This window comes from Photobacterium sp. ABD4_091 (genome assembly GCF_056160145.1).
The window spans coordinates 211,019-235,521 of record NZ_JBSWWQ010000003.1 but is presented as its reverse complement, the minus strand read 5'-3'; the positions used below and the strand labels follow the sequence as shown (position 1 = coordinate 235,521).

General features: G+C 50.7%; 20 protein-coding genes. 8 read left to right on the top strand and 12 right to left on the bottom strand.

The genetic code is table 11. The annotated features are described in order from the left end of the window. The first annotated feature begins 137 nt into the window (after positions 1 to 137). Complete coding sequence (locus ACXAGQ_RS22550) at positions 138 to 782, top strand: MurR/RpiR family transcriptional regulator (RefSeq protein WP_475256943.1); 645 nt, start codon at positions 138 to 140, stop codon at positions 780 to 782. Between the two features lie 155 nt (positions 783 to 937). Here the strand turns inward: ACXAGQ_RS22550 and ACXAGQ_RS22545 are convergent, their stop codons facing one another. Both ACXAGQ_RS22545 and ACXAGQ_RS22540 read right to left on the bottom strand, forming a co-directional pair. Continuing rightward, positions 938 to 2,509 (bottom strand): DHA2 family efflux MFS transporter permease subunit, encoded by a 1,572-nt coding sequence (locus ACXAGQ_RS22545; protein WP_475256941.1) that lies wholly within the window; start codon positions 2,507 to 2,509, stop codon positions 938 to 940. A gap of 3 nt (positions 2,510 to 2,512) precedes the next feature. Continuing rightward, complete coding sequence (locus ACXAGQ_RS22540) at positions 2,513 to 3,499, bottom strand: HlyD family secretion protein (protein WP_475257433.1); 987 nt, start codon at positions 3,497 to 3,499, stop codon at positions 2,513 to 2,515. Positions 3,500 to 3,750: 251 nt separating this feature from the next. On the opposite strand from ACXAGQ_RS22540, the gene ACXAGQ_RS22535 reads away from it, so the two are divergent. Beyond that, positions 3,751 to 4,650: a LysR family transcriptional regulator gene (locus tag ACXAGQ_RS22535; protein ID WP_475256940.1), complete on the top strand. Its 900-nt coding sequence runs from the start codon at positions 3,751 to 3,753 to the stop codon at positions 4,648 to 4,650. Between the two features lie 37 nt (positions 4,651 to 4,687). Here the strand turns inward: ACXAGQ_RS22535 and ACXAGQ_RS22530 are convergent, their stop codons facing one another. From ACXAGQ_RS22530 to ACXAGQ_RS22510, 5 genes are all read right to left on the bottom strand, one after another. After that, the gene (locus ACXAGQ_RS22530; protein ID WP_475256938.1) at positions 4,688 to 5,143 is read right to left on the bottom strand and encodes a glycine zipper family protein; all 456 of its coding nucleotides are present in this window, start codon (positions 5,141 to 5,143) and stop codon (positions 4,688 to 4,690) included. A gap of 158 nt (positions 5,144 to 5,301) precedes the next feature. Then, on the bottom strand, positions 5,302 to 6,288 hold the full coding sequence (locus tag ACXAGQ_RS22525; RefSeq protein ID WP_475256937.1) for a DUF3187 family protein: 987 nt from the start codon (positions 6,286 to 6,288) through the stop codon (positions 5,302 to 5,304). A gap of 171 nt (positions 6,289 to 6,459) precedes the next feature. Next, positions 6,460 to 7,623, bottom strand: coding sequence for a glutathionylspermidine synthase family protein (locus tag ACXAGQ_RS22520; RefSeq protein ID WP_475256935.1), 1,164 nt, complete (start codon positions 7,621 to 7,623; stop codon positions 6,460 to 6,462). A gap of 582 nt (positions 7,624 to 8,205) precedes the next feature. Then, positions 8,206 to 10,242, bottom strand: a complete 2,037-nt coding sequence (locus ACXAGQ_RS22515; protein WP_475256934.1) for a DUF885 domain-containing protein — start codon at positions 10,240 to 10,242, stop codon at positions 8,206 to 8,208. Between the two features lie 429 nt (positions 10,243 to 10,671). Beyond that, positions 10,672 to 11,235 carry a hypothetical protein gene (locus ACXAGQ_RS22510; RefSeq protein WP_475256932.1) on the bottom strand — a complete coding sequence of 188 codons (564 nt, stop codon included), beginning with the start codon at positions 11,233 to 11,235 and terminating at the stop codon, positions 10,672 to 10,674. 443 nt (positions 11,236 to 11,678) lie between these two features. Here ACXAGQ_RS22510 and ACXAGQ_RS22505 point away from each other — a divergent pair, with 443 nt between their 5' ends. Next, positions 11,679 to 12,749, top strand: a complete 1,071-nt coding sequence (locus tag ACXAGQ_RS22505; RefSeq protein ID WP_475257432.1) for an AI-2E family transporter — start codon at positions 11,679 to 11,681, stop codon at positions 12,747 to 12,749. Between the two features lie 124 nt (positions 12,750 to 12,873). Here the strand turns inward: ACXAGQ_RS22505 and ACXAGQ_RS22500 are convergent, their stop codons facing one another. Continuing rightward, complete coding sequence (locus ACXAGQ_RS22500; protein WP_475251115.1) at positions 12,874 to 14,310, bottom strand: IS1182 family transposase; 1,437 nt, start codon at positions 14,308 to 14,310, stop codon at positions 12,874 to 12,876. 130 nt (positions 14,311 to 14,440) lie between these two features. Then, a complete protein-coding gene (locus ACXAGQ_RS22495) occupies positions 14,441 to 15,181 on the bottom strand; it encodes a TetR/AcrR family transcriptional regulator (protein ID WP_475256930.1) in 741 nt (246 codons plus the stop codon). Positions 15,182 to 15,350: 169 nt separating this feature from the next. On the opposite strand from ACXAGQ_RS22495, the gene ACXAGQ_RS22490 reads away from it, so the two are divergent. Genes ACXAGQ_RS22490 through ACXAGQ_RS22475 form a run of 4 tightly spaced genes read left to right on the top strand, consistent with a single transcriptional unit; the run spans position 15,351 to position 20,806 of the window. Continuing rightward, on the top strand, positions 15,351 to 16,427 hold the full coding sequence (locus tag ACXAGQ_RS22490; protein WP_475256928.1) for an efflux RND transporter periplasmic adaptor subunit: 1,077 nt from the start codon (positions 15,351 to 15,353) through the stop codon (positions 16,425 to 16,427). Between the two features lies 1 nt (position 16,428). Next, positions 16,429 to 17,505 (top strand): efflux RND transporter periplasmic adaptor subunit, encoded by a 1,077-nt coding sequence (locus ACXAGQ_RS22485; RefSeq protein ID WP_475256927.1) that lies wholly within the window; start codon positions 16,429 to 16,431, stop codon positions 17,503 to 17,505. After that, entirely contained in the window at positions 17,502 to 17,750 is a 249-nt protein-coding gene (locus ACXAGQ_RS22480; RefSeq protein WP_475256926.1) for a hypothetical protein, read from the top strand. The genes ACXAGQ_RS22485 and ACXAGQ_RS22480 overlap by 4 nt, the downstream gene beginning before the upstream one ends. Next, a complete protein-coding gene (locus ACXAGQ_RS22475) occupies positions 17,747 to 20,806 on the top strand; it encodes an efflux RND transporter permease subunit (RefSeq protein ID WP_475256925.1) in 3,060 nt (1,019 codons plus the stop codon). Before ACXAGQ_RS22480 ends, ACXAGQ_RS22475 begins: the two co-directional genes overlap by 4 nt. A gap of 91 nt (positions 20,807 to 20,897) precedes the next feature. On the opposite strand, the gene ACXAGQ_RS22470 is transcribed toward ACXAGQ_RS22475, so the two are convergent. Genes ACXAGQ_RS22470 through ACXAGQ_RS22460 form a run of 3 tightly spaced genes read right to left on the bottom strand, consistent with a single transcriptional unit; the run spans position 20,898 to position 22,823 of the window. Continuing rightward, on the bottom strand, positions 20,898 to 21,572 hold the full coding sequence (locus ACXAGQ_RS22470; protein WP_475256923.1) for a ChrR family anti-sigma-E factor: 675 nt from the start codon (positions 21,570 to 21,572) through the stop codon (positions 20,898 to 20,900). Beyond that, entirely contained in the window at positions 21,565 to 22,179 is a 615-nt protein-coding gene (locus ACXAGQ_RS22465) for a sigma-70 family RNA polymerase sigma factor (RefSeq protein ID WP_475256922.1), read from the bottom strand. The genes ACXAGQ_RS22470 and ACXAGQ_RS22465 overlap by 8 nt, the downstream gene beginning before the upstream one ends. Before the next feature lie 47 nt (positions 22,180 to 22,226). After that, the gene (locus ACXAGQ_RS22460; protein ID WP_475256920.1) at positions 22,227 to 22,823 is read right to left on the bottom strand and encodes a hypothetical protein; all 597 of its coding nucleotides are present in this window, start codon (positions 22,821 to 22,823) and stop codon (positions 22,227 to 22,229) included. Between the two features lie 180 nt (positions 22,824 to 23,003). Here ACXAGQ_RS22460 and ACXAGQ_RS22455 point away from each other — a divergent pair, with 180 nt between their 5' ends. Next, positions 23,004 to 24,461, top strand: coding sequence for a DUF4397 domain-containing protein (locus tag ACXAGQ_RS22455; protein ID WP_475256918.1), 1,458 nt, complete (start codon positions 23,004 to 23,006; stop codon positions 24,459 to 24,461). Positions 24,462 to 24,503: the final 42 nt, after the last annotated feature.

The following is a 24,503-nucleotide window of genomic DNA, read 5'->3' as shown; positions in this document are numbered from 1 at the left end:
GCGGCGATCGGCAAGCGTTATGGTTTCTTGGTACAAGGTGCGTATGACGATACTTTTGAGAGCTTACTCACGGATTTTCATCCGCTGTTCGCGATTAAATACGCCCATCCAATGACGACGTGACGACAATTATTACAATGAATACCTTCCGTGGGACCGAACGCATCATCTATGAGTTTATTATTAGCCACGCCAAGCAATTGGGCGAGATCTCGGCCAAGGAGATCGCGGCCAAGGCGCTGACCACCACGACCTCGGTCAACCGGGTGTGCAAGAAGATGGGGTATGCCAGCTATACCGAATTGCGCTACAAGCTAGCGGCAGACCTGGCCCGCCAGCGCTCGTCATCGGAAGAGGAAGGGCAGGATCAGGCAGTGATTGCCAAGCTGGCATCCGGCCTCAAGGCCACCAATGTGGTCTACCTCTACTCCCGCGGTGCATCGATTGTCAGTGTAAATTACTTGTCCCGTTTCTTGTCCCTCGCCAATATTCCCCATTTGGTGATCACCGATATTCACCAGCTCACTATGGCAAACGCGGGTATCTTGGTACTGATCAGCAAGTCGGGGGAAACCAACGCGGTGGTGGACATGGCCCACAATGCCAAGCGCAAAGGGATGAAAGTATTCTCAGTAAGCCTGCGCGGCTCGACCTTGAGCCAAATTAGCCATCTCAATGTGGACCTGGAAGAGCAGATAGATGGGATTTCGCTTTACAGCCGGGAGAGCCAACTACACATACTAGAGGTAGTCGATAAGCTGGGCGAGCAGTTGTTGACCTAGTTGAGGCGTAAAATGCTATTTTTCGATAAAGCTGACACAGCTAACCGGGGATGATTTTAAAACCTACCCGCCATGGACGGCGGGTTGGAGTTACATGGATGTACTCGCACGTTTTTAAAATCGTCTCCGGTTGGCTGGGAGCCACCCTGTCGACCTCAATCATCCATACACATGATCAGCATAGCGGCGAAAGCCAGAAAGGCGGTCATCATCAGGAACACATCGTTGTAGGCCATGATGGCGGCATCGCGCTGCATGGTTGACAGCAATGTGGCTTGGGCCTGCTGCATCGCGGTGCCAGCATCACTACCTGCCTTGATAAAGAAATCACTTTGCTGCAACAGCTGCTGCCAGCCATTGGTGCTGACACTTGGAAGTGATTCCTTGATGTGCCCGAGGTGTTCCCGGGTTTTGTTATCCAACAGAGTGGCGATAATCGCGATACTGAATGCCCCACCGAGGTTGCGCATGACATTGGTCAGGGTCGAGGCATCTGGCGTGTCTGCTTTGCTGATGTGTTTCATCGCCACTAGGGACAGCGGCACCATGATAAACGGACTGCCGATAGCACGCAGCACCATGGAGAGGATCAGCTGCTGGCCGCCGAAATCCACTGTCATGTGGGTGTTGACGTAACAGCTCAGGCCGAACATGGTAAAGCCGAATGTCACCAAGTACTTGGGTTTGATGAACTGGACCAGTTTGGGCACGATGGGGAATAGCAGCAACTGCGGGAAACCCATCCACATCAATACTTCACCGATTTCCATCGCGTTGTAGCGCTGGATCTGGGTCAGATACAGAGGCAGCACATAAATCGAACCGAGCAGCGCCATCCCGAGGATCAAATACGCCAGACATGACATCGCAAATTGTTTCTCGCGTAGCAGCCGCAGGTTGACTAGTGGCTTTTTGTGTTGCAGCTCGTTGATGACAAAGTACACCAAGCTGACGGCGGAGATGATCGCGAGAGTGACAATAAAGCTTGAGCTGAACCACTCTTCACGGTTCCCTTCCTCCAATACCACTTCCAAACAGCCAAGCCCGAGCGCCATAGTGACTATCCCGAACCAGTCTGCCTTGAGTAAAGAGCCAAGGTTGAGCGGCTCTTTACTCAAGCCATAGCGGATCATCGAAATGACCAAGATAGCCGGCGGGATGTTGATATAGAAAATGTAATGCCACGACAGGTTTTCGGTCAGCCAGCCGCCGAAAGTCGGTCCGATGGACGGGGCAAAGGTTGCTGTCACACCGAATAGCGCCATCCCCACTGCACGCTTCTGGATTGGCAGGAGCTGTATGACCAGCGAGAAGGCCAGCGGGATCAGGGCACCACCGCTAAAGCCCTGCATGGCACGGAACACAATCATCGAACTCATGTTCCACGACAGTGAGCATAGGAAGGATGACAGGGTAAAAATCGCCGTGGTCCATGTCAGGTATCGGCGTTTCCCCAGCGCTTTTGACAGCCAGCCACTGAGTGGAATGGCGATCATTTCTGCCACCAGATAAGAGGTGGAAATCCACGAACTCTCATCCAGTGTGGCAGATAGCGCCCCCTGGATATCTTTGAGCGAGGAGTTGGTGATTTGGATATCCAAAATCGCCATAAACGCCCCAATCAGACCGCCGAACAGGGCGATCCAGTGGCGACGAGGGACATGGAGCGACTCGCTTTCAGCAGACTGTGTCTGTTGCTGTGGGTTGGTCGTGATATCGGCACCCATGGCTTAGCCTCGTGTATCGACAGTGGCTACGACTGATAACCCTGGGATCAAGCGGCCTTTTAAACCTTGAGCGTCGGGAATGGTGATTTTGACCGGTACGCGCTGGACAATCTTGGTGAAGTTGCCGGTAGCATTTTCTGGCGGTAGCAACGCAAATTTTGCGCCGGTCGCTGGTGAGAAACTGTCGACGACGCCTTGCAGCGGCTGGCCCGGGAAGGCATCTAGCTCAACCGTGACACGTTGGCCTTTGTGGATCCCGCTTAGCTGGGTTTCCTTGAAGTTGGCTTCGATCCATACATTGGAGGTGGGCACCAAACTCATTAGCGGCATACCCGGCTGAACGTATAGGCCAACCCGCAGGCTACGTTTGCCGACGATGCCGTCTACTGGGGCATAGATGTTGGTGTAAGCAAGGTTGAGTTCTGCCTGTTCCAGTTGTGCTTGCGCTTCGGTCACTGCGGCCTCGGCCTGCTTGATTTGGCTGGCGATGACCACAAGCTGATCTTTGGCGCCCTGGTAGCTGGCATTGGCTTCCTCAAGCTGGGCAGCTGTCACCTTCTGGTGTGAGGTCATGCTGTCGAGCTCATCCTGCGAGGAGTAATTGCGCTTTAGCAGGCTGCGGGTGCGCGCAACTTGCTGCTTAGCACGATCGAATTCGGCTTTGGCAGAAGCAATTTGGCTTTCTACCTGGCGGATTTGGGTCTTTTGCAACTGCTCTTGGGCATGGAGGTTGTCGATAGCCGCTTGGCTAACGGCTAAATTGGCCTTGGCCTGATCTAAAGCAGCCTCGAAGTCACGGTCATCAATTTTGGCCAGCAGATCGCCGGCTTTGACCTGCTGGTTATCCGAGACGAAAGATTTGGTGATATAGCCACCGACCTTGGGGCTGATATTGGTGATATCGCCTTGTAGGTAGGCGTTGTCGGTGGATTCGAAATACTGGCCATAGCCGAACCAGTAGCCGCCACCCAATGCACCGAGCGAAAGCATGATCAAGGTTGCGATCAATGGCGCTTTTTTCTTGTTGCGCTTGGGTAGTGCCGCAGGTGCGGTTTGTGGCTGGTTAGCATTGGCTACTGCAGGCGCTTGGGGATGATCGGCCATTTTACCCTCTGTGTCTTATAAGAATTGGTTTTCGGAAAGTGTTTCAAATTGTAAATGATCTCGATTGGTTGATAAGATAAGAAAAAAGGGAAACACTGTTGCACAAATCTTACTAATACTCGAAAGGCGGGGTTGTGATGGACTTGAATTCGGTAGCGATTTTTTCACAAGTCGTTGATTGTGGTAGTTTTACCCAGGCTGCGGATGTGCTTGATATGACCAAGTCAACGGTCAGCCGAAAAGTCGCCGAGTTGGAAGAACATCTGGGTGTGCGTTTGATCACGCGTTCGACCCGAAGTTTGATCCTAACGCCAGAGGGGGAAGCCTTTTACCAGTCTTGTGTACAGATGCTGGAAATCATGGGGCAGGCTGAGCTTGAAGTCAGTGCTAACCAGGATCTTATTCGCGGCCGGTTATATGTGGTGATGCCGGTGGAATTGGGGCACCAGGTGATGGGCGGTTTTCTCAATGCCTTCTTGAAGCAATACCCGCATGTGTCGCTGCATGTCGAAATGACTAACCGTGAAGTCGATATCATCGGTGAGGGGATCGATCTCTATGCCCAGGTGGGTGAGCTGGGGGATTCCTGCCTTGTCTCGAGAAAACTCACTGAATCCCGTAGGGTATTGGCTGCCAGCCCTGAGTATCTTGAGCAATATGGCATGATCTCAGGCCCGGAAGATCTCAAGTCGCCGCATCACCAAATCAAGATCCATAACAAGGCGGTGAAAATGCCCAACTGGCACCTGATGCATGAGGGGGGAGAGGTCAGTATTGATTTGCCCTACCGCTTGAAGGTTAATACCATTACCGCTTCCCTTTCGGCATGCTTGGATGGGCTAGGCATTGCGGTACTGCCCGAGTTTATTTGCCGTGAACACTTTGCGTCAGGGAAACTAGTTCAGTTGTTACCGCAGTGGGATATGCCGCTGGTGCCGGTTAGTTTGGTTTATCCGCAACGAAAACTGATGCCCAAGCGGCTGCGGGTGCTGGTGGATTTTTTGGTCGAGCAGTTTGAACAGCGGGTGAAAACATAATCTCCAAGTACAGCCACAACCACCCAATAGCACGGAGCTAGTTTGAAGCCAGCTGCTGTTGTTCGTTTGCTTCTGCCTCAGCCTCTAGCTCGACACTGGCTAAGTCATCGACTTCGGCATCGAGGATCTGGTAGCCCTTGAGCTCCATGCAGCGGCGCAATACCAAAGATTGGGTTTGGGTTGCTTTTACCGAGCCGATCGCAGCGCCGGTTCCAGCCCCAAGCGCCAAACCCCACACCATGCTCTCGCCCATACCGACATCATCAGACAGCAAGCCGCCTAGGGCACCGGCAGCGGTGCCGATCATCGCCATGTTGGTGGCACTGGTTCGTACAGATTCACTTTTGTCGACTTCCTGGGTTTTCTCGCGGCACTCTGCCAAGTCTTGTTCATACTCGAGCTGGGTTTTGTCATGGGAGCCGACAACTGGCGCAGCATTGTATGAGCAGGCAGAAAGTAAAGCGGTACACATGAGTAGGGCTACATTTTTCACAGGTCTGTTTTCGCTGGCCAAAGAGAGATGGCCGCTATGGTAGGGGGAAAAGCTATGTTCTTCAATACAGTGTTTTTTATTTTTTGTATCCTAATGCTAACAGAGCAATATTTAGGCACTGAGCCGGAAATATTTACAATGTAAATTGAGGCTATCCGCTACATCCTGTGGCGGTAACCGACCGTAAAGGCGATGTCGGTACTGTTGTCCATATTAAAGACATTTTCGATCATCGACAGTTCTATCGCACCGCTCTTGGTGTGGTAGCGATATCCCAGCAAGAATTCGGTAGACGGCTCGCTTAAATCCGATGTGGCGTCACTGGCACCTTCATAGACATGCACCTCGGTGATGAAGCGGTGCTTGGGGCTGATTTGGTATTGGTAACTGACGCCGGTAGCAAAGGCAAACTTATTGTATTTTATCTGTGCCAGTACTTCGTCGTTATGGCGGTAGGAGACGCCGAGCAAAGTATAAACACTGTGCTTGCCGGTCCGGTAGCTATAGTTGAGCTGCAGAGCCTGCTCGAAGTTGCTGGTTTTGAAAGGTCCGCTGCCGACATAGTTGAAATACAGCGATCCTCCCAAAGAAAGGCCATGGTGTTTGCTTTCCATTATCTGGTAGCTGGAATACAGCGAGAAAGCGTTGCTGATGGTTTCACCTTCGAAGTCGTGGATCTCTACGCCATATTGCGGTACCGAGATATCGAAGGAGTGGTCATCCACTTCATCGCGGCCATTTTGGCCGATGCCGAACCAGTCGTGGAAGGCTTTGGTTAAGGTATCCAGCCGGTTGTTGGCAGCAAAGCGCCATGTGTAGTCGAGCTCCAAGGCCCATTGGCTATTTAGCTGCCAATAGCCGCCGATGGAGAGGTCGTTCTGGTAATAGTCCGCGCTGTAGTCATTGGTATGGGCCCAGACGCTGGCGATGGTGCCTGTTGCGTAGAGCTCGACAGTATCTGGCGCATGGCTAAAGCCAGATCTGACTAGCGGTGTAAGGGCATTTGATTGCAAGGGTGACTGGGCGTAGGTTTTCAGCGGGCCGTAATCGGCATAGCGAATATCGTCGCTGGCATAGGAATGACCCGCGAAGAGTGATAAGGAAAGAGCAATATACGCTGGGTATTGCTGATAGTTTTTATCCATAGGGGAGCCGATGCCGATGTAATCTTGTCCTTTGCCCTGTTGTTATACGCAATGTTGCTGTCGCTGCGCTGAATATGTAACAAAGTAATGCAAAGCTTTTCAAGATGTTGAATCATCAGTATAGATCCCCTTAAGGGATATGCCGGTTTATAAGTGATACGCCCCTTCAAGCTATAAAATAATATGCGGGAGATAACGCGACATGTCCTGGGTGACTCGCGAACTGTCTTCTCTGATAGATATCCCTCCGGCCTGGCCATCAACCAGCCAGCTGCCTATCAGGGTGTAGGCATTGTTGAATTTTGGCAGTGGGTGATAGGCTTGGTAGATAACGCCTTCATCGCCGTAAGGCCCATCAACACGCAGGGTCTGCTTGCCGCCTTCGACGATGGTGATGTTGGCGCCCTCGCGGGCAAATATCGGTTTGATGACATAATCTGTGAGCTCGCCAAGCCCTGGGTCGTCGGCAAAAAAGGCCGGTAGCAGGTTTGGGTGCCCCTTGAACTTGTGCCAAAGCATAGGAAGCAGCGCCTTGTTGCTCAGTACTGATTTCCACATTGGCTCCAGCCAGTTGATGGGGATCGATGGCAGGTATTTGGCGTACTCTTCCCGCAGCATAAATTCCCAAGGGTAGAGTTTGAACATCCAGCGGATAGGCTTGTCGGCCATATCGGTAAACTCTTTTTTGCCGTTAATGCCGATATCTTCGACAAATACGAACGATGTCGACAAACCCGCCTCTTTGGCACAATCTTCCATGTATTGCACCGTGCCCCTGTCTTCGACGGTATCTTTGCAGCAGGAAAAGTGCAGGGTCTGGCCGGGTTGCTGGCGCGAGAGGGTCTTGAAGCGATCGATCAGGAGTTCCTGCAAGAGATTGAATTGATCGGCATCGCGGCGGATCGCCCCGCTGTTGACCATATCCTCCAGCCACAGCCATTGCCAAAAACCGGTTTCGTAGAGTGAGGTCGGGGTGTCGGCATTGTTCTCGTACAATTTGGCAAAGCCGGTACCGTCGTAGGCGAAATCGAGCCGGGAATAGAGTGAGGGATCCCGGCGCCGCCAGGAATCCAGAATGGGTTGCCACATCGCTTCCGGGATCTGGAATCGCTGCAGCCAATATTCATCAGCAACGACCTCGTCGACAACCTCTAGGCACATCTGGTGGATTTCCTCGGTGGGATCTTCCAGGTCGCGTTCAATCTGTTGCAAGGTGAACTGGTAATAGCCGGTTTCGTCCCAGTAGGGCTCGCCATACATGGTGTGGAAACCGAACCCATATTCTTTGGCAAGCTCTCGCCAGTGGGGACGTTCTTTGCTGTTGATCCTTAACATGTGCTTTCCTAGATGCTCCCGATGTGAATAATGCGGTGTGAATGCTCTGGTGTAAATGCTTCGAAGTGAGGTTCTATAAGTGAATCGTTCGAAAAGACGTTGCTGCCCAGTATGGCATGGGAGCAAGCGAAAATAAGTCAGTAGCAATAAAAATTTAGAGGTGGGACAACATCGGCTTGGCCGGGAAATAAATCAGCCAGTGAATGAGTTAAAATATAAACAAAATTGAGTATTATGGCTTTTGTTTACCGCCATTTGCATCTTGTTACACATGCTTATTTCTGTACATAATTTACCCGCGATAGATTGATATATGTCACATTTTTGTGCGTCCGGCGGGGTATAGTAGCCCCCGTTAAATTCAGGTTGCATGCTTCGTACCTGTAAGGTTTAACATCACTACAAATAATCGTTCGGGTAAGATACCGGTAAATAGTTATTGTTCACCGTTCCTTGAGTAAGCCACTTGGCCAGCCAACCTTTTTGCTTTAACTTGGTACTTACCCATTTTTTTCCTTTCTCTCATCATCCTGTTTTCTTTGCTGCCCGCCCGCAAGCGGACAGGCAACAGTTTACGCCGGTTTATTGTTGGGCTTTTATCCAATTTTCAATGCTGGTTTCAACCACTTCCATAGGCTGATCGCCGTATTTCAGCAGCTGGTCATGAAAGGCTGCCCAATCGAACTGCCCACCGAGTTCCCCCTGTGCCTTATCGAGCATCTCTTTGATCACCAAGAAACCGGATTTGTATGATACAGCTTGGCCGACATAGGCCGCGTACCGGTAGCTTTCTGATTCGATGTCACCGTTACCCAAGGCGGAGTTGTTATCCATATATGTTTGGGCTTCCTGGATGCTCCAGCCTTTGGCGTGGATACCGGTATCGACCGCGAGGCGCATGTTGCGAAGCTGGGCTTCGTTGAGGCTGCCGAAATACTGCAAGGCATTACACTCCTCGGCATCTTTATAGATACCGCCCTGGAAGCTGATGTAATCCAAATCAGGCTTGCACATCCCGGTGGCATTGACGAATGTTGGCTTGCCTTCGTCGTTGAGCTCACCATAGATGCCCATTTCAAGCCCCAGCCATTCTGTATAGAGTGCCCAGCCCTCGGCATAGGCGGTATACCAAACGCCCTTGATGTAGTCAGGTTTATCCGCTGGTGGGTATTCGATGGAATAGGCATTCTGGAAATGGTGACCCGGCGCCGCCTCATGCAGCAGCAAGGTGGAAACATTCCATTTCTGTAGACTGTAATCTGGGTGGGTGTTGAGGTTGAACTCATTGTTTCCGTATGATGCAACGCCGTCATACAGCTCGCGCGCAGCAGGCACAGGGACGATAGTGTAGTCGGTTTCGATTGGCTTGAAGTATTTGGCAACGACATCGTTGGCATCACGTTTGAAAATGTTGTAGTCAACAAGGGCGGCTTCGCAGGCACTCGGTGATGAGGCGGCCTTGCACAATTCGGCGTAGTCGGTGTCGGAGACATTCTCGCCATCTCGGCCATAGAAAAACTGTTCGCTGTTGAGGTAATCGAAGAACGCATTGAGGTTTATGTTGCCGCTATCATCGACCAAGACAAAGGTCTTCTCTATAATGCTGCCATCGCTTTCGCGCCATTTGGTTTTCACTGAGTGGCCCCTTTTCTCGACGATAACTTTGGCCACCCTCATCATTTCAGCTTTGGCATCGGCCACCAGCTCTTCGCCAAGCTGGCTTAGCTCCATCGCGGGTTTGCCGGTGGTACTGTTGCGGTCTAATTGCCACTGGTACCAAGCTTGGCCATTGGGCAGATCGCCCCAGCCGATATTTTTGTCATCTATAGAGCCGGTATCGCCAGTACCCCGTGCCGCGGTCATGTAGTCGCTAGCCAGGAAGGAGATTAACGCTTTCACTGCTAGCTCGGCGTCATCAACGGCTTTGGTGTACTCCCCGATAAAGGCAGCATCGTATTGGCTGGAGTGGCGGTTGATGTCATTTAACCCTTGCTTTAGCAGGCCGTATGGATCGCCATCGATTTCCATGGCCTCCTCAGTGCTGGCAATAAACCTGTTGGTAAGGACTTTGGGAAGCTGAGCTTTATCAATTAAGCCCATGGCATATTGTGAATGCAGGTTATTGGTCCAGGCGGTGAACTCTCTGATCACTTGAATATGCTTGTGGTAGTCATCGGCAGTTTCTTGTTTCTCGCCAGCTTTCTCGGCATTCCAATCAATGTAGTTGTAGAAGTGGGTGATCGGGATATCAAAGTTACCGAACCGCGGGTTGGGCAGTGATGCGCCGCGGATAGCAATATTGCGGTCAAACAAGAAGGTATCGTAGTAGATCTTGTCTTCGTCAGTTAATGCACTGCGGTCGATGTTCTCGAGTTTGTCCAAGTACATCCGGTCTACTGCCTGGCGTGAGCTGGCCATCTGGTCGGTGATCTGGCCGAACTGGGTGCTATCCAGGGTACTGATGGCATCTTGATAGCCGTCAAAGACAGATCGCATCTCCCGGGCGGGATCTTCAGCTTGCTTGGGCTGTTCTATATAAGTGGTTTCGTCGTTACAGCCGGCTAGTGCCGTTAGAGTCATTATGGCAAGGGCAACAGGGCGCAATTTGGTTGTGTTCATTATATTCCCTCATAGAATTTGATCGTATCTTGTTTTTGTCATCCCGTGGGATGCTAAGAGGGTAATGGCTTTGGCCATGAGGTTGTTGAGAGCCAGGTCACGGCTGTATCGCCTGCTTTTTTATGCGCATGGTGCATAATGAAGTGGCGTGGTTAAGTGGTGGCGTTCTATTCCTTCGGCTAGGTATTTTACTGTCCAACCAGCCATTTTTGTGCATAGTTGTGCGCTTGGGTGAATGCTTGCCACTAATTCCGGTTGAGTAATTTTTTGCTGTGTTTGGGCGCAAGATCTTGGTTTGCGATGAAACTGTGATGTGCGTGTCGAAATATATGCACTGGGTATGATGGTCGGCAGCCTTAAAACGGGAAGAGAGCTTGGCCTAACAGTGTTTAACCAAGCTAACGTGAATATGGTCTGGCGCCTTAATGGCTAGAGTACATCCTGCACCGAAGGGTTCCAGGCATTTGTGTTTCCCCGAGAGGCCTGCCATGCCTGGGAAAAGCCGATTGCAGGAAAATCTAGTTCAAAACGGTCATTTTTAAAGTTGACAGTATCAGGTGCGTGGCGAAGGGCATTGAGAACAAACTTTGCCTCATTGGCTGATTTCGCCGTCATGGATGAGAAGTGAAAATCCTTGTAGGTCGCATCATGAATGCACCAGTGCTTGAAGCGGATAGGTGAGCCGTTGACTTGGACGACAATTGTGCTGGTCTCTTTGTTTGGCTTGCACATGTACTCACTGTTGAGGCTAAAGAAATTGAAATAGAGCTTTTGCTTGCCAGGTTCCGAATGGGCAATGGTGGCCGATATGGTGTATTGGGTTGCAAAGTCCAAGCCCCGCATTCTTGATATATGCGCACTCTGGGGATCATCCTGCCCCCATTGTGTTGTGGTGGTTAACCAGCCATTGGTTGTCAGCGCTTTCCAGCTATCGTCATCAGCTATTGCGGAAGCGCTGCATAAAGCTGCCACTAAAAGCATTTTAATGTGCATGTCTATTCATAAGTGTCGCAAAAGAGAGAATGATAACGGGCGATCGACAAACTTGCCACAGTTTGTAGTGAAAAGTAGTGGATATTGTGAAAGTGGGAAAGAAAAGGTCTCTTCAATTCGTTGGTTAGTGATGGTAGGAGGGAAAGAGACCTTTGTACCAATGGCGGACGCTAATTTCACGTAATGGGTACTAACATCCCGAAGGAATGCAAGAGAAAGAGTATGCGATCTATTTAGAGTAAAAAATCTAAATGATGAAGAAATGAACAATTATGTTTGCGAGCGAAATTATGCGATTGTCGTGAAATGGTAAGTTTGCCTAATCACGGGTGGTTATTATTTGACCAGGCCAGGGCGAGAGCCCATCAGTTAATTAAACGCCATTTGTGAGGTAGATTGTGAATGCTCAACAATTCCTAGTAACACTCCCGGGCAAAAGCTCGATGGATACGTTCATCAAAGCGATGTTATTGCTGCTGGTGGTGTACTTCTGCTACCAGATATTGCAGCCATTTTTATTGCCCATCGTCTGGGGAGCCATTATTGCCATCGCTCTGATGCCGCTGGTCAAAGGGTTGATGAAGCGGTTTTCACTCTCCCAGGGGAAGGGAAGTATGTTGGTTACCTTGGTGGCACTTGCGGCCTTGCTCGTACCAACAATCTGGTTTTCCGGTGCGGTTTTCAGTACCACCCAGGAAGTGGCAACGTCGGTTACAGAAGGCACCTTGGTGATCCCTCACCCTGAGGCATCGGTAGCGGAGATCCCGGTTGTCGGTGAGCCGCTGCATAAGGCTTGGAGCCTTTCTGCAACGAACCTAGAAAGTGCACTGGAAACCTATGCTCCACAGGTTAAAGCGTTTGTTTCGAGTGGTTTATCTGCGGTAGGCAGCCTAGGTGGCAGTGTTGTTCAGTTCATTATTTCAATTTTGATTTCCGGTGTGGTGATGAGCAATGCCGGACGCTGTAAAGCAATGGCTAACAAAGTTGTTTCGCGTCTACTGGGTGACAAAGGAGAAGAGTATGTTGGTCTTTCTATTGCCACTGTACGTAGCGTGGTACAGGGTGTAATTGGCGTCGCGGTTATCCAGGCGGTATTGGCTGGATTAGGTATGGGCATCGCAGGTGTTCCGGCAACAGGTTTGTGGATGCTAGCGGTATTGATTCTAGCGATTATCCAGCTTCCACCTATTTTGGTTCTGGGGCCGGTCATGGCATACCTGTTCGCTGTCGAGACAACAACGGTTGCGGTACTGTTTACTGTATGGGGTATTTTGGTAAGTGCGAGTGATGCAGTCCTGAAGCCAATGTTGATGGGCCGTGGTGTCGATATTCCGATGCTGGTTATTCTGCTGGGTGCACTGGGCGGTATGATGATGTCAGGTATTATCGGGTTGTTCGTGGGTGCGGTGGTTCTGGGCCTAGGCTATAAACTACTGATGACATGGTTAGAGCAAGCTGACAGCACCGAACAAGAAGTTACCCAAGCGGCACTGCCAGCAGTGGCAACAGCTTAAGTACTTAATCATTAACAAAAAAGGTCAATACTTCGGTATTGACCTCAGATTGCTGACGAACCCCACTTTTTAAGTGGGGTTCTTTTTAGAGAGCGGCCGTAGGCCGCGATCGCGATTTTTTTACCTACCAGCTCGGTTGGAGGCTCCTTTGCTCTTCTCGCCTGATATTGACTCGTATTAACCTAATTAGAGCGTTTATAAGGCCTATTTTCTGTAAGCAGCCCAGCACCAAGGCCATCTTCTTGATATTTTGAGCAGCAGCGGCCAACCAACATTGCATCTGCACCTTGTTCAACCCCCGGAACCGTGCATATCGGTGACCATGATGCTGTTTCGCATCTGCGAAGCTTCTTTCTACCGTTTCTCCCCTTCGCCGATAGGTCCTTTTACCATAAGGTGTCAGCCGTATTTTGTTTGCTCGTTCCACAGCCTCCGCGTAGATATGCCGGGTTATCACCTTCTTCATTGTTTTGCTTTGGGTGCAGTCATTTCTCATCGAGCAGAGCTCACACTCCTTGGGGGCCGAGTGGTATTCTCTGTAGCCTTCTCTTGACGTGGTTTTATAGATAAGTTCCTGGCCATTTGGGCACAGGTAAGTGTCTGTTTCTTTGTTATAGATAAAGTGCTTCTTCTTGATAGCATTCTGGGTGCGAGGCGGCCTACGGTAACCAAAGAGGCCAAGGATTTCTCTTCGTTCAAGGCTCTCAGCAACAGGAGCCGTGAAGTATCCAGCATCAAGGCCTACGGCTATAGGATTCAGGTTGAACTGGTTGAGCGTGTAGTCTAGCCGATTGATATAAGGCTGGGAGTCATTGACGTTACCTGCGGTCGCATAGGTATCGACGATAATCCCATGCATGCCATCGACGGTGCGGTGGTCAAGGTAAAAGAACCCTTGCGGCTTGTTATCCCGCGTCATAAAGCCGCTTTCAGAATCAGTCGTGCTCACTTTGGTATTTTTGAGCTTAGGCTCTGATTTTCGCTCAGCTAAAGGTTTTTTCCCTTCGGCTTCCCGCTCCTTGGCCACATCTTCGTTGAGCATCTCAAGGTAGGCACTGGTGCGGACAGCTTGCTGTTCATTGGTAAATTTCTTCTTGTTAGCATTGGCTTTGAGGTGGGTGCTGTCGGTGAATAATTCATTCCCGGCGACGAGCCCTTTATCCATGGCCTGGAGTACGATATTGGTAAAGATGCGTTCAAAAATATCCGTCCCGTTGAAGCGGCGGATGCGGTTTTGGCTGAGCGTCGAGGCATGGATAACTTTCTCTGTCAGTGACATGCGAAGGAACCACCGATAGGCCACATTGACCTCGATTTCTTTGACTAGCTGACGCTCGCTCTTGATGCCAAAGATGTAGCCCAGCAGGATGATTTTAAACAAGCGGACGGGGTCAACAGGAGGCCGGCCATTGTCTTGGCAATATAGGTGAGCGACTTCGTCTCTAATAAATTCGAAATCTATAACTTGGTCGATTTTACGTACGAGATGATGCTTCGGAACCAGCTGTTCCATTGTGACCATTTCGAGTTCGTACTGTTGGGGTGAGGGTTCTTTTAACATGTCGAGATATCCATATTTCGATATCTCTATTAGATCAAAGGCCTAGCTTAAAAGCCAGACCTTTGTCATCAGTCTGAGGTCAATACTTCGGTATTGACCTTTTTTTGTCTGTAATTATCCGTTGAACTGACTACTCGGACTCTTCTTCATCCTTGGTTTCAGTACCGCAACCCCATTCGCAAGGCAGCTCGATGAGAATGTCAGCCAGCTGTGTTGGCTGGAGCATTTGTTCAGGGGTGATATTGAGCTGGCTAGCCATGGTTTGGTTGAACAACTGCCAGTGGTTGAGCAAACACTGCTCTTCGCTGGCGCCCTCCCAGGTTTCGAGCACAAATGGCTTCATGCTGGCAGCGCCATGGGCATACATCATCATTTGCCATTTCATTTCCCATACCTTGACGGGCGTGGTTGGGAAGTCCTTGTTGCAGCGCTCGACCACTTCGTTCACTAGCTTTTCAAGCTCACCGTTACTGTCGAAGAAGTAATCCATCAGCACATCTCCCTGCCTGACCCCATCGGCAATCAGCTGGATAGGCATCGGGTGTGCCAGCTGTTGGGCTAGCAGCATAGTGACAAAGCGATAAAGAATAACATTGCTTGGTAGCTCGGAAGGGATTTCTTCTAGTAACTTGTACATGTAACTCAAGAAGTACACGTGCAGGTTGTCGCTGATACTGTGCCAGATCTTCTCTTTGCTACCGAAATGGTGGCGGATCAAACTGTGTGATACGCCAGCGCGCTCACTGATATTTCTCAGCGATACCCTTTCGTACCCCAATTCGCAGAACATTTCCGCGGCGGTTTTGATGATCAGCAGCTTGGTTTCTTCGGCGGCCTGTGCGCTGCGACGGCCCTGTTTTCTCTCGGTCATCGTTCTATCTGTTTCATAGCCCACGCCATTTTTACCAAAAAAACGCGGGGGCGTCATCTGTGTGTTCACAAAATAGTTTTATTGTCCACCTGTAAAATATACTTGATCTCAGCATAAATCAACTTATACTGCACAGGTGTGTAATATAAACAATTAGAGAGAAACGCCTGTGAAAGGAACATCCATTTCGTTCACCCCGTTTGTCAGGGTGGCAACAATAGTGTTGCTGGGAAGCATCCTAGCCGGATGTAACCAAGCCAACTCAGAAATAACCAAAGAGGTCGTCAAGCCTGTGAAATTGCTGGAAATTCCAATGCCAGCGAATCAGGCGAGCAATGCCTTTCCCGGAAAGCTAGAAGCGACACAGCGTGCCCAGCTGTCTTTCCAGGTACCTGGCGAAATTGAAAAATTGTCAGTCAGGGTAGGCCAGCGCGTTGAGCGAGGGCAGGTATTAGCAGTGCTGGATGATCAGGATTACCGCCTGGCTTTCGATGCCAAGCTGGCCGAGTTTGAATTGGCACAGAGCCAGTTCCAGCGTGCCAAACAGCTATATGGCAAGAAGCTGATCAGTACCGATCAGTTTGACCAGCGCGAGACGGCCTACAAGACGGCAGCTGCCAACTTGGAGCAGGCGAAGACAGACGTTGAACATACTTTGATCAGAGCCCCTTTCAACGGTGTCGTTTCTCTGAAATTTGTTAACCAGAACCAGTTCGTGGGTGCCAACCAGCCAGTGATGAACATCCAGAATGTTGATGAGATGGACGTGAGCTTCAACCTGCCGGTGCCTTTTGTAAAACAAACCAGCCTGTCGGCGATCCGCCAGACAGCGGTGTGGGTTGAGATGGATAACCACCCAGCCCAGCAGATCCAGGCCGAGTTCAAAGAGCTATCGACCAAGCCTGATGCCGATACCAACAGCTATACCGCCAAGGTGACGCTTTCCCGCCCGGATGCGATGAACTTGCTCTCCGGTATGGTTGGGCAGGTACATTTTGCCAAGCCTGAACTAGCGACGGCCTTGCGCTTGCCTAAAGGAGCGTGGGTTGAGAAACAAGATGACCAAGGGACATTATGGCAGTTTGACCCTGCAACCGGTGTTGTTGATGCCTTGCAAGTTGAGCTCAATGAGAAAGGCGAGGTGGTATCAGGTTTGGCCCCGGGGATCATGGTGGTGATTGCCGGTGCTGCCGATTTGCTGCCGGGTCAGCAAGTACGTGCCTGGGAACGAGAGGGTGGTATCTAAGATGTTGAAGAAGATGTCATTTGCCGTCCTTTCCATGATGGTTTTGGCTGGCTGCCAAGAGCCGCCGCAGCAACAAATTACCGCTCCGCTAGCAGTGTCGTCGCTGACGGTTGAACAACCGGTGACCAGCCAGTACCGCACTTTCAAGGGCCAGGTGGAAGCCGCAGAAAATACCCCGTTGGCGTTTCGCGTTGAAGGTGAGTTGCAGCGCGTGCTGGTCAAATCTGGCCAGCAGGTTAAGAAAGGGCAGCTTCTTGCTGAGCTCGATGCCGATAAGTTCGAGCAGCAGCGTAATGACGCGCAGGTGCAGTTCCAATTGGCTAGCAAACAGTTGAAGCGTGGCCGCGAGCTGTTTGAGCGCAAAATGATTTCCAAGGCTGAGCTCGACGAGCTATCGGCCAACCACAAGCTGGCAAAAGTGAACTTCAACTCGGCGGAGCGCCGCTTGAGTTACACCCGTTTGGTTGCCCCGTTTAATGGGGTGGTCGCGGATGTCCCGAAAAAGTCTTACGAAGCCGTATCGCCGGGCGAAGCGGTGGTCAGCCTCTACCAGGATGATCTGTTGTATATCAATATCGCGGTGTCCGACAACGTGCTGGCGATGTTGAACCCTCTGCAAACGAATCATGGCTACCAGCCAGTGGCTCGCTTTGGCACGGAATCCGAAACTTACCCGGTGAACTACCTCGAGCATACCAGTGAGCTTGAGCCGCAGAGCCAAACCTACCGCGTGTGGTTTGAGATGCCACAGCGAGACCCAGCCATCTTGCCAGGTACCAGTGTGTCCCTGCGAGTGGATATGGCCGCGGCAGGGCTGAGCACCTTGCAAGGCTACCAGCTGCCAATGACTGCCATTGAGGCAGGCCGTGAAGCCGGCCAGTTTTTTGTCTGGAAGATCGACGGCAACCAGGTTCAAAAAGTGGAAGTTGGGATTGGCCAGCTGAATAACCACGGTGCCATCGTGAGCAGTGGTGTTAGTGAGGGCGATCATTTGGTGACATCCAGCCTGCGCAAATTGCGCGAGGGGATGGAAGTCAGCCTGCTTTCTGAGCCAGTAGCAGAGGCGCAAGCCCAGTGAAATTGAACATGCCCACCATACGCCAGTCCCTTATTCGTTGGGGGATTTGGCTGGTGATCACATTAGCCGGACTCGCTTTTTTTACCGAACTGGGTCAGCTAATGGCTTGGAAGCTGATTGAACAAGGCATGCAGTATTTAGAGTTATCAATTCAGGCTAAGCCCGTTGTAACAATAGCTTTCGGGCTTGGTGAAGAAGATTGGGGATTGACTATGGCAGTAGCCACCATGGGAGCAATACAGTGAATATTGCTGAGTATTCAATAAAAAATAAAGTCATTAGCTGGCTGTTTATCATTATTCTTGCCGTGGGGGGCGTTACCTCGTTCCTTGATTTGGGCAGGCTGGAAGACCCGGCCTTTACCATCAAAGATGCCATGATCGTTGCGACCTATCCGGGCGCAACCACCACTGAAGTAGAAGAAGAGCTGACTTACCCGCTGGAGAAAGCGGTGCGTCAGTTGCCGTATATCGACAAAGTGACCTCGACCTCGTCGGCTGGGATGACCCAGATCATGGTCAGCATGGAGATGATTTACGGCCCGGATGAGCTGCCGCAGATTTGGGATGAAATGCGCCGCAAGGTCAATGACCTGCGTCCGACATTGCCATCCGGTGTCGGCTCGCTGCAGATCATCGATGATTTCGGTGATGTGTACGGCGTAATGATCATGCTGACCGGCGAGGGGTATTCCTACGTAGAGCTTAAGCAGTACGCCGATTACCTGATTCGTGAACTGGAGTTGGTCGACGGTGTGGGCAAAGTGAGCCTGGCGGGTGATCAGCAAGAGCAGATTTTTGTCGAGATCTCCGTCGAGCGCATGGCGGCACTGAACCTGGACATGAGTACTGTTGTTGGCCTGTTGAACCAGCAGAACAGCGTGACCGCCTCGGGCGAGATGATGATCAATGGCCAGAACCTGATCATCCGCCCTAATGGCGAGATGAATAGTGTTGATTCATTGGAAAACTTGGTTATCCATGGCCGCGATACCGGTAATCTTATCCGCCTGAAAGATGTGGCAACCATCTCCCGTGGCGTGCAGGAAAAGCCGGGCAATATCGTGACCTACAACGGCAAGCCAGCGATTAACCTAGGGCTTTCTTTTGCCTCTGGTGTCAACGTCGTGGAAGTGGGCAAGCAGCTTGATGCCCGTTTGGCCGAGCTGGAAAACATCAAGCCAGCCGGCGTCGAGCTGAACTACTTCTACAACCAGGCACAGGAAGTCGACAAGTCGGTGCAGGACTTTGTGGTGAGCTTGGGGCAGGCGGTCGCGATTGTTATCGTGGTACTGCTGTTTGCCATGGGGCTGCGCAGCGGTGTAATTATCGGCTTGGTTCTGCTGTTGACGGTATTCGGTACCTTTATCCTGATGAAGCTCAATGATGTTGAGCTGCACCGTATCTCCCTTGGAGCCCTGATCATCGCGCTGGGTATGCTGGTGGATAACGCCATCGTGGTGGTCGAAGGGATCTTGGTGGGCTTGAAGAAAGGCCGCACCAAAGTGCAGGCCGCGGCGGATATTGCCAAGCAGACCCAATGGCCGCTGCTCGGAGCGACGGTGATTGCCATCACGGCGTTTGCCCCTATCGGTTTGTCGTCGGATGCCACCGGTGAGTTCATGGGCTCACTGTTCTGGGTACTGTGTTACTCGCTATTTTTGAGCTGGGTCACCGCGCTAACGCTGACGCCTTTCTTGGCCGACCTACTGCTTAAAGAGGAAGATAAAAACCAGCAGGACGATGAAGACCCGTACAAAGGGGTGCTGTTTACTGTCTTTGGTGCACTGCTGAAGTTTGCCCTGCGCTTCCGCTGGCTGACCATGGTGAGTATGCTTGCTTTGCTAGTGAGTGCGGTTATCGCCTTTGGTCAGGTGAAGCAGTCGTTCTTCCCGCCATCGAATACACCGATGTTCTATGTGGACATGTGGATGCCGGAAGGCACGGATATCCGCGAAACCATGGCTCAGACTGAGCGAGTTGAGCAGTATATCCGCAGCCAGGACGATGTTGATTTCGTTACCACCTCTGTGGGACAGGGTATGCAGCGTTTCATGCTGACCTACCAGCCTGAGAAAAGCTACGAGTCTTACGCCCAGCTGCAGGTACGTACTACTAGCCGCGACAACATGTTTGACTTGCTACATAAGCTAGATACCGGACTGCCTGCCAAGTTTGACCAGCCGACGTTCCAGTTCAAGCTGATGGAATTTGGCCCGTCACCGGCGTCGAAGATCGAGGCTCGTATTATCGGCCCGGATCCGCAAACGCTGCGTGATATTGCGATGCAGGTTGAGGATGTCTTATTGCAAGACCCTGGGGCTCGTAACGTTCGTCACGACTGGCGTGAGCGTACCAAGGAGCTGGTGCCGCAGTTCAATGAAACCAAGGCGCGCCGTTTGGGGATCTCGAAAGAAGATCTGTCCAATACCCTGCAGATGGCTTATGGCGGCAATACGATTGGCTTGCTGCGTGACGGCACCCATATGATGCCGATCATCACCCGCTTGCCGGAGTCCGAGCGCGTTGATTACAACACGTTGCAAAACCTCCAGCTTTGGAGCCCGGTTCAACAAGCCTATGTGCCTATTGAGCAGGTGATCGATGGCGTTGATCTTGGCTGGTCTGAGCCGCTGATCCAGCGTCGCGACCGTAAGCGAACCCTGACGGTACTGGCAGACCATGATGTGCTGGGTGATGAAACGGCCGCAACCCTGTTTAACCGTATCCGCCCACAGGTAGAGGCACTGCCACTACCGGTTGGCTACAGTATCGAATGGGGTGGCGAGTATGAATCATCGAAGGATGCGCAGGAAGCCATGATGGGCTCGATGCCGATGGGCTACCTGTTCATGTTCGTCATCACTATCTTCCTGTTCAACTCGGTGAAGAAGCCGCTGGTGATTTGGGCTACGGTTCCGCTGTCGATTATCGGTGTGGCATTCGGTCTGCTGGCGACAAATATTCCATTTAGCTTCACGGCCTTGCTTGGCCTGCTGAGCCTGAGCGGGATGATTTTGAAAAATGGCATCGTTTTACTGGATCAAATCAACATTGAGCTGGAGTCTGGCAAGCAACCTTATGATGCGATTGTTGACAGTGCTATCAGCCGTGTTCGCCCGGTGAGTATGGCGGCACTGACTACGATTCTTGGGATGATCCCGCTGGTGTTCGATGCCTTCTTCAATTCGCTGGCTATCACGATTATGGCGGGCTTGGGTTTTGCGACGGTACTGACACTGATCGTGGTCCCTGTGTTGTTTGCCCTGTTCTACAACGTTAAGCAGCCAGCTAAAGCTTAACCAACAAGAAACTAAAACAAGACATTAAGAAGAAAAACCCCATTGTGCATCATGCACAATGGGTTTTTTTATTGGGCTTTGTCAGGTTGGCTTAGCGTCTGAAAAACAACTGGCTGAACGGGTTGAGCAAAGTGGCAAGCCCGGAGGTAAAGTGCAACGGTGCATTGAGCAGCGTCAAGCATAGGCAGTCCTGCCCTTCCCGGGTTCTTGGCAGGTGTTTGTGTTCTTTGTCCTGGAGAATGAAATCGCCCGGCCTGTAGGTGCCATTTTCATCGTAGAACTCTCCTGCCAGCACCAAGGTGATTTCTTGGCCTTGGTGGGTGTGCTCAGGCAGTGAACTGTCTGAGTCCATGTAGATAAAATTCATCTTGCTGTCGCCGCTGACCTCAACCTGAGCCCGTTTGATGTTGCCCGGAAGGCGAGACCAAGGGCCGATTTTGTCACTGTGGCGCTGTAATGCAGACGGCAGTGGATAAGTTTTATTTTCTAGCGTTAGCTCAGTATCAGCAGGCTCTTCGACAATGGTCTCCGAATTTTCATGTGCCATGATTTCAAGCATCATAGCATTGAGTGAAGGGGTCATTGTTGCAGGCTCGCTGCTCGCTAGGTTGCGTGCCTGTTTGGCTTCGATAGCCGCAAGTTTCTGCCGGCAGTGGGGGCAGAATTCAAGGTGGGCACTGAGCAAAATGCTCGTTGCTGACTCAAGCTCACCATTGGCGTAGCGGCTAAGGAGGTCAATGTTAGGATGGAAGTGAATATTAGCCATCTAGGGCCTCCTTCATTTTTTGCAGGGCAAGGCGTAATCGGCTTTTGACTGTGCCAAGCGGGACGTCGAGAGCATCGGCGACATCTTGATGGGACGCCCCTTGCATACAAACCATACGAACGATCTCAGCTTGTGCTGGAGGCAGATTATTAATTGCTGCTTCGAGTTCCTTACTGACGATAGAGTGGAACTCTACAGGTAATTTGTCGGCATCTTGCTCTTCATGCAGGATTGGCCATAAGTCATCACCTTGGACCCAGTCCTGTTGGTGCTTGGACTTCCTGAGCAAATCGAATTTCACATTCCTAGCCACAGAATATATCCATGTCAAAGCGGCGCCTTTAGTTTCGTCATATAGATGCGCTTTGAGCCATATTTTGAGCATGGTCTCCTGAACAATTTCCATTGCCATCGATTCGTCACGAAGTTGCTTACGAGAAAAGTTAAGCAGTTTGGGCGCGACAAAAGTGAAGAGTTGTTCGTAACTGCGACGACAGCGGGAGAGGGCAATGTTGTTCAGTAGCAGAGCTACATCAATAACCGGTGCTTCTTCGTTGATCATAGGCTCCTTGCTGATCCCGGAGTGCATTACTGCATGTGTTTTCATGTTGACCCTATCTGCAAGCTTATGTCCGTTTGCAATAAACGCCAAAACTATTTGATGCGATCACTTTGACGGATGATTTTTTTCAGATATCTGAGACATAGTTTGGAGGTAGGGTATTTGAGCAGGCGTTGTTTTTTGTCCAGCGAAATAGGCAAGATTTCCAGCCAACGCCAGCATATCCAATTAGTATTGAAGTGGTTCGCTGTTGAGGGAGCCTTAGACCCGAACCATTCGTTTGGATACTCATTCGTACACTGCATTAGGCGCAGAACAAGTAGATCGTTTGCTGGAAGGTAGTTGTCTTGCCACAGTGGATAAACTTGGCCCTCTAGTTGTTGATGGAGTGTGCCGGTGGATGTGACCTTTCCCCAATGCTGGATAGTCAGCTTGAGCTGAATTTGGCTTCCGCTGAGCCAGTCGACATCATCAATGGCGGCAAACATCACTATATCGCCACTCTTACTTGCAACTTGGCCGAGATCATCCTGCATTACTAACCATAAGCCGCCGGCTCGCAGGCCGTCAGTAACGATATGGGTAAACATATATCCTGCTCCATTGATGTTACCGTTTCCCATCGGCATGAAGTGGTCTCGGCATGCCAAATAAGGTAAGCGTTTAAACTCGTTACTGATTAGCGACACTATGTATCCTCCCTTTTTGAGTAGTTACGTGGTTAATGCCGGTTTGGATGAGTGTTTTATTTCTGCTGGGAAGGAGAAATCTCAAAAATGAGATTTTTTTTGTGAAGTGATTTTTTTTTGATCGGATGAAAGTAAGGCAAGCGTATCTAACGCCACAGACAAACATCGAGGAATGTTCTGATGAAAGCCAAGTCACTATCCCTAGCCATTATTTCTGCACTAGCACTTGCTGGTTGTCCACTTACTGATGACGATGACGACAATACAAAAACAACTTCCAAATTACGCGTCACTCATGCCAGTAGCGATGCTCCCCTTGTCGCCATCAACCTGAATGGCAATACCGTTGATGGATTGGAAATGGTTGACTACCAGGTTGCCAGTGGCCTACTAACTATTGATAGCGGTACCTATGAGGTCGCTGTGGAAGCATTGCTAACAGGGGAAGATACCCTTGAAGTTATCAACGAAAATCTCGATTTTGCACCGGACATGCAATACGACGTGTTTGCTGTTGGTCAGACAGCAGATATTGCGCCTGTTGTTTTGAGCCGTGAAGACACTGCTCCTGAAGCAGGAGATGTTCGTTTGGATGTGTTGCATGCCCATCCGGATGTGCCGCCAGTAGATATTTACTTTACCACCGATGAAGAAATTACTGATGCTGACCCGGCAGTGCCCGGACTGGGCTTCGCCATCGACAGTGACATTCTGCCTGTAACTATAGGTTCTGGCACTTACCGTATTCGTATCACTGTAGCTGGCTCGAAAGACGTTGCTTTTGACAGCGGTGAATTGGATTTAGCAGGTGGTAGTGACTTGATGATCACTGCGGTACCCAATGTAGCTGGTGGCGCGGTATCGCCTGTGAATTTACTCGTGGCAGACGGTGAAGGTGTGGCTGTCTTGCGTAACACTGGTGAGCAAGCAACGGTCCGCGTCGCTCACGCAGTAAAAGATGCTGTTAATGTTGATGTGCAGGCGGGGGGTGATACTGTCGCAGGTTTTGACGATATCATGTTCCGTGAATTTCGCTCCGGTGATTTACCTGCGGACAGCTATGACTTAAGCGTGGTCGCAACAATCGACCCATCAATTGTTGTATTTGACGCCCCAGAAACTGAGTTTACCGCGGGTACTGCAACAACGATTTACGCCGTTGGGACATTTGTCTCTGCAACTGAATTTGATATTGAGCCTCTTGTTATTGAGGAGGATCTTCGCTCAGTTGCAACCTATGCCAAAGTGCGTGTCGTTCATGCAAGCCCTGCCGCTGGTGGTATAGGTTTGGTTGATATCCATGCTTCTGCTGATGGTATGTTCAGTGAATCGACCGTAGTATTGGAAGGGGTTGATTTCAAAGACAGTGCAGTGCTCAATGTGCCTGCTGGTACTTATACCCTAGCGGTGATCCTACAAGGCGATGATACCTTCACCCCAGCCGTCGAAGCGACCGCTATGGTTGAAGACGGAGGTGTGTACTCAGTAGTAGCGACGGATGACTTTGCAGGTGGTTTAGTGCTTAACGTCGACAATTCCGCCAATGCAGATGCAGATGACGATATGGATACAGCGGAAGACGAAGCGGTGGATACAGAAGATTCAGAAGAAACTGAAGCCAACCCTGAAACTGAATAATTCATTATCTCTCGGTAGAAAAAAGCCATCCCTCGGGATGGC

What these genes read in the sequence shown, in the direction of transcription:
- ACXAGQ_RS22520 (WP_475256935.1), bottom strand. Translation starts at nt 7,623, where the DNA reads ATGTTAAGGATCAACAGCAAAGAACGTCCCCACTGGCGAGAGCTTGCC.
- ACXAGQ_RS22515 (WP_475256934.1), bottom strand. Translation starts at nt 10,242, where the DNA reads ATGAACACAACCAAATTGCGCCCTGTTGCCCTTGCCATAATGACTCTA.
- ACXAGQ_RS22525 (WP_475256937.1), bottom strand. Translation starts at nt 6,288, where the DNA reads ATGGATAAAAACTATCAGCAATACCCAGCGTATATTGCTCTTTCCTTA.
- ACXAGQ_RS22545 (WP_475256941.1), bottom strand. Translation starts at nt 2,509, where the DNA reads ATGGGTGCCGATATCACGACCAACCCACAGCAACAGACACAGTCTGCT.
- ACXAGQ_RS22495 (WP_475256930.1), bottom strand. Translation starts at nt 15,181, where the DNA reads ATGACCGAGAGAAAACAGGGCCGTCGCAGCGCACAGGCCGCCGAAGAA.
- ACXAGQ_RS22505 (WP_475257432.1), top strand. Translation starts at nt 11,679, where the DNA reads ATGGATACGTTCATCAAAGCGATGTTATTGCTGCTGGTGGTGTACTTC.
- ACXAGQ_RS22470 (WP_475256923.1), bottom strand. Translation starts at nt 21,572, where the DNA reads ATGGCTAATATTCACTTCCATCCTAACATTGACCTCCTTAGCCGCTAC.
- ACXAGQ_RS22485 (WP_475256927.1), top strand. Translation starts at nt 16,429, where the DNA reads ATGTTGAAGAAGATGTCATTTGCCGTCCTTTCCATGATGGTTTTGGCT.
- ACXAGQ_RS22465 (WP_475256922.1), bottom strand. Translation starts at nt 22,179, where the DNA reads ATGAAAACACATGCAGTAATGCACTCCGGGATCAGCAAGGAGCCTATG.
- ACXAGQ_RS22510 (WP_475256932.1), bottom strand. Translation starts at nt 11,235, where the DNA reads ATGCACATTAAAATGCTTTTAGTGGCAGCTTTATGCAGCGCTTCCGCA.
- ACXAGQ_RS22535 (WP_475256940.1), top strand. Translation starts at nt 3,751, where the DNA reads ATGGACTTGAATTCGGTAGCGATTTTTTCACAAGTCGTTGATTGTGGT.
- ACXAGQ_RS22500 (WP_475251115.1), bottom strand. Translation starts at nt 14,310, where the DNA reads ATGTTAAAAGAACCCTCACCCCAACAGTACGAACTCGAAATGGTCACA.
- ACXAGQ_RS22540 (WP_475257433.1), bottom strand. Translation starts at nt 3,499, where the DNA reads ATGCTTTCGCTCGGTGCATTGGGTGGCGGCTACTGGTTCGGCTATGGC.
- ACXAGQ_RS22550 (WP_475256943.1), top strand. Translation starts at nt 138, where the DNA reads ATGAATACCTTCCGTGGGACCGAACGCATCATCTATGAGTTTATTATT.
- ACXAGQ_RS22455 (WP_475256918.1), top strand. Translation starts at nt 23,004, where the DNA reads ATGAAAGCCAAGTCACTATCCCTAGCCATTATTTCTGCACTAGCACTT.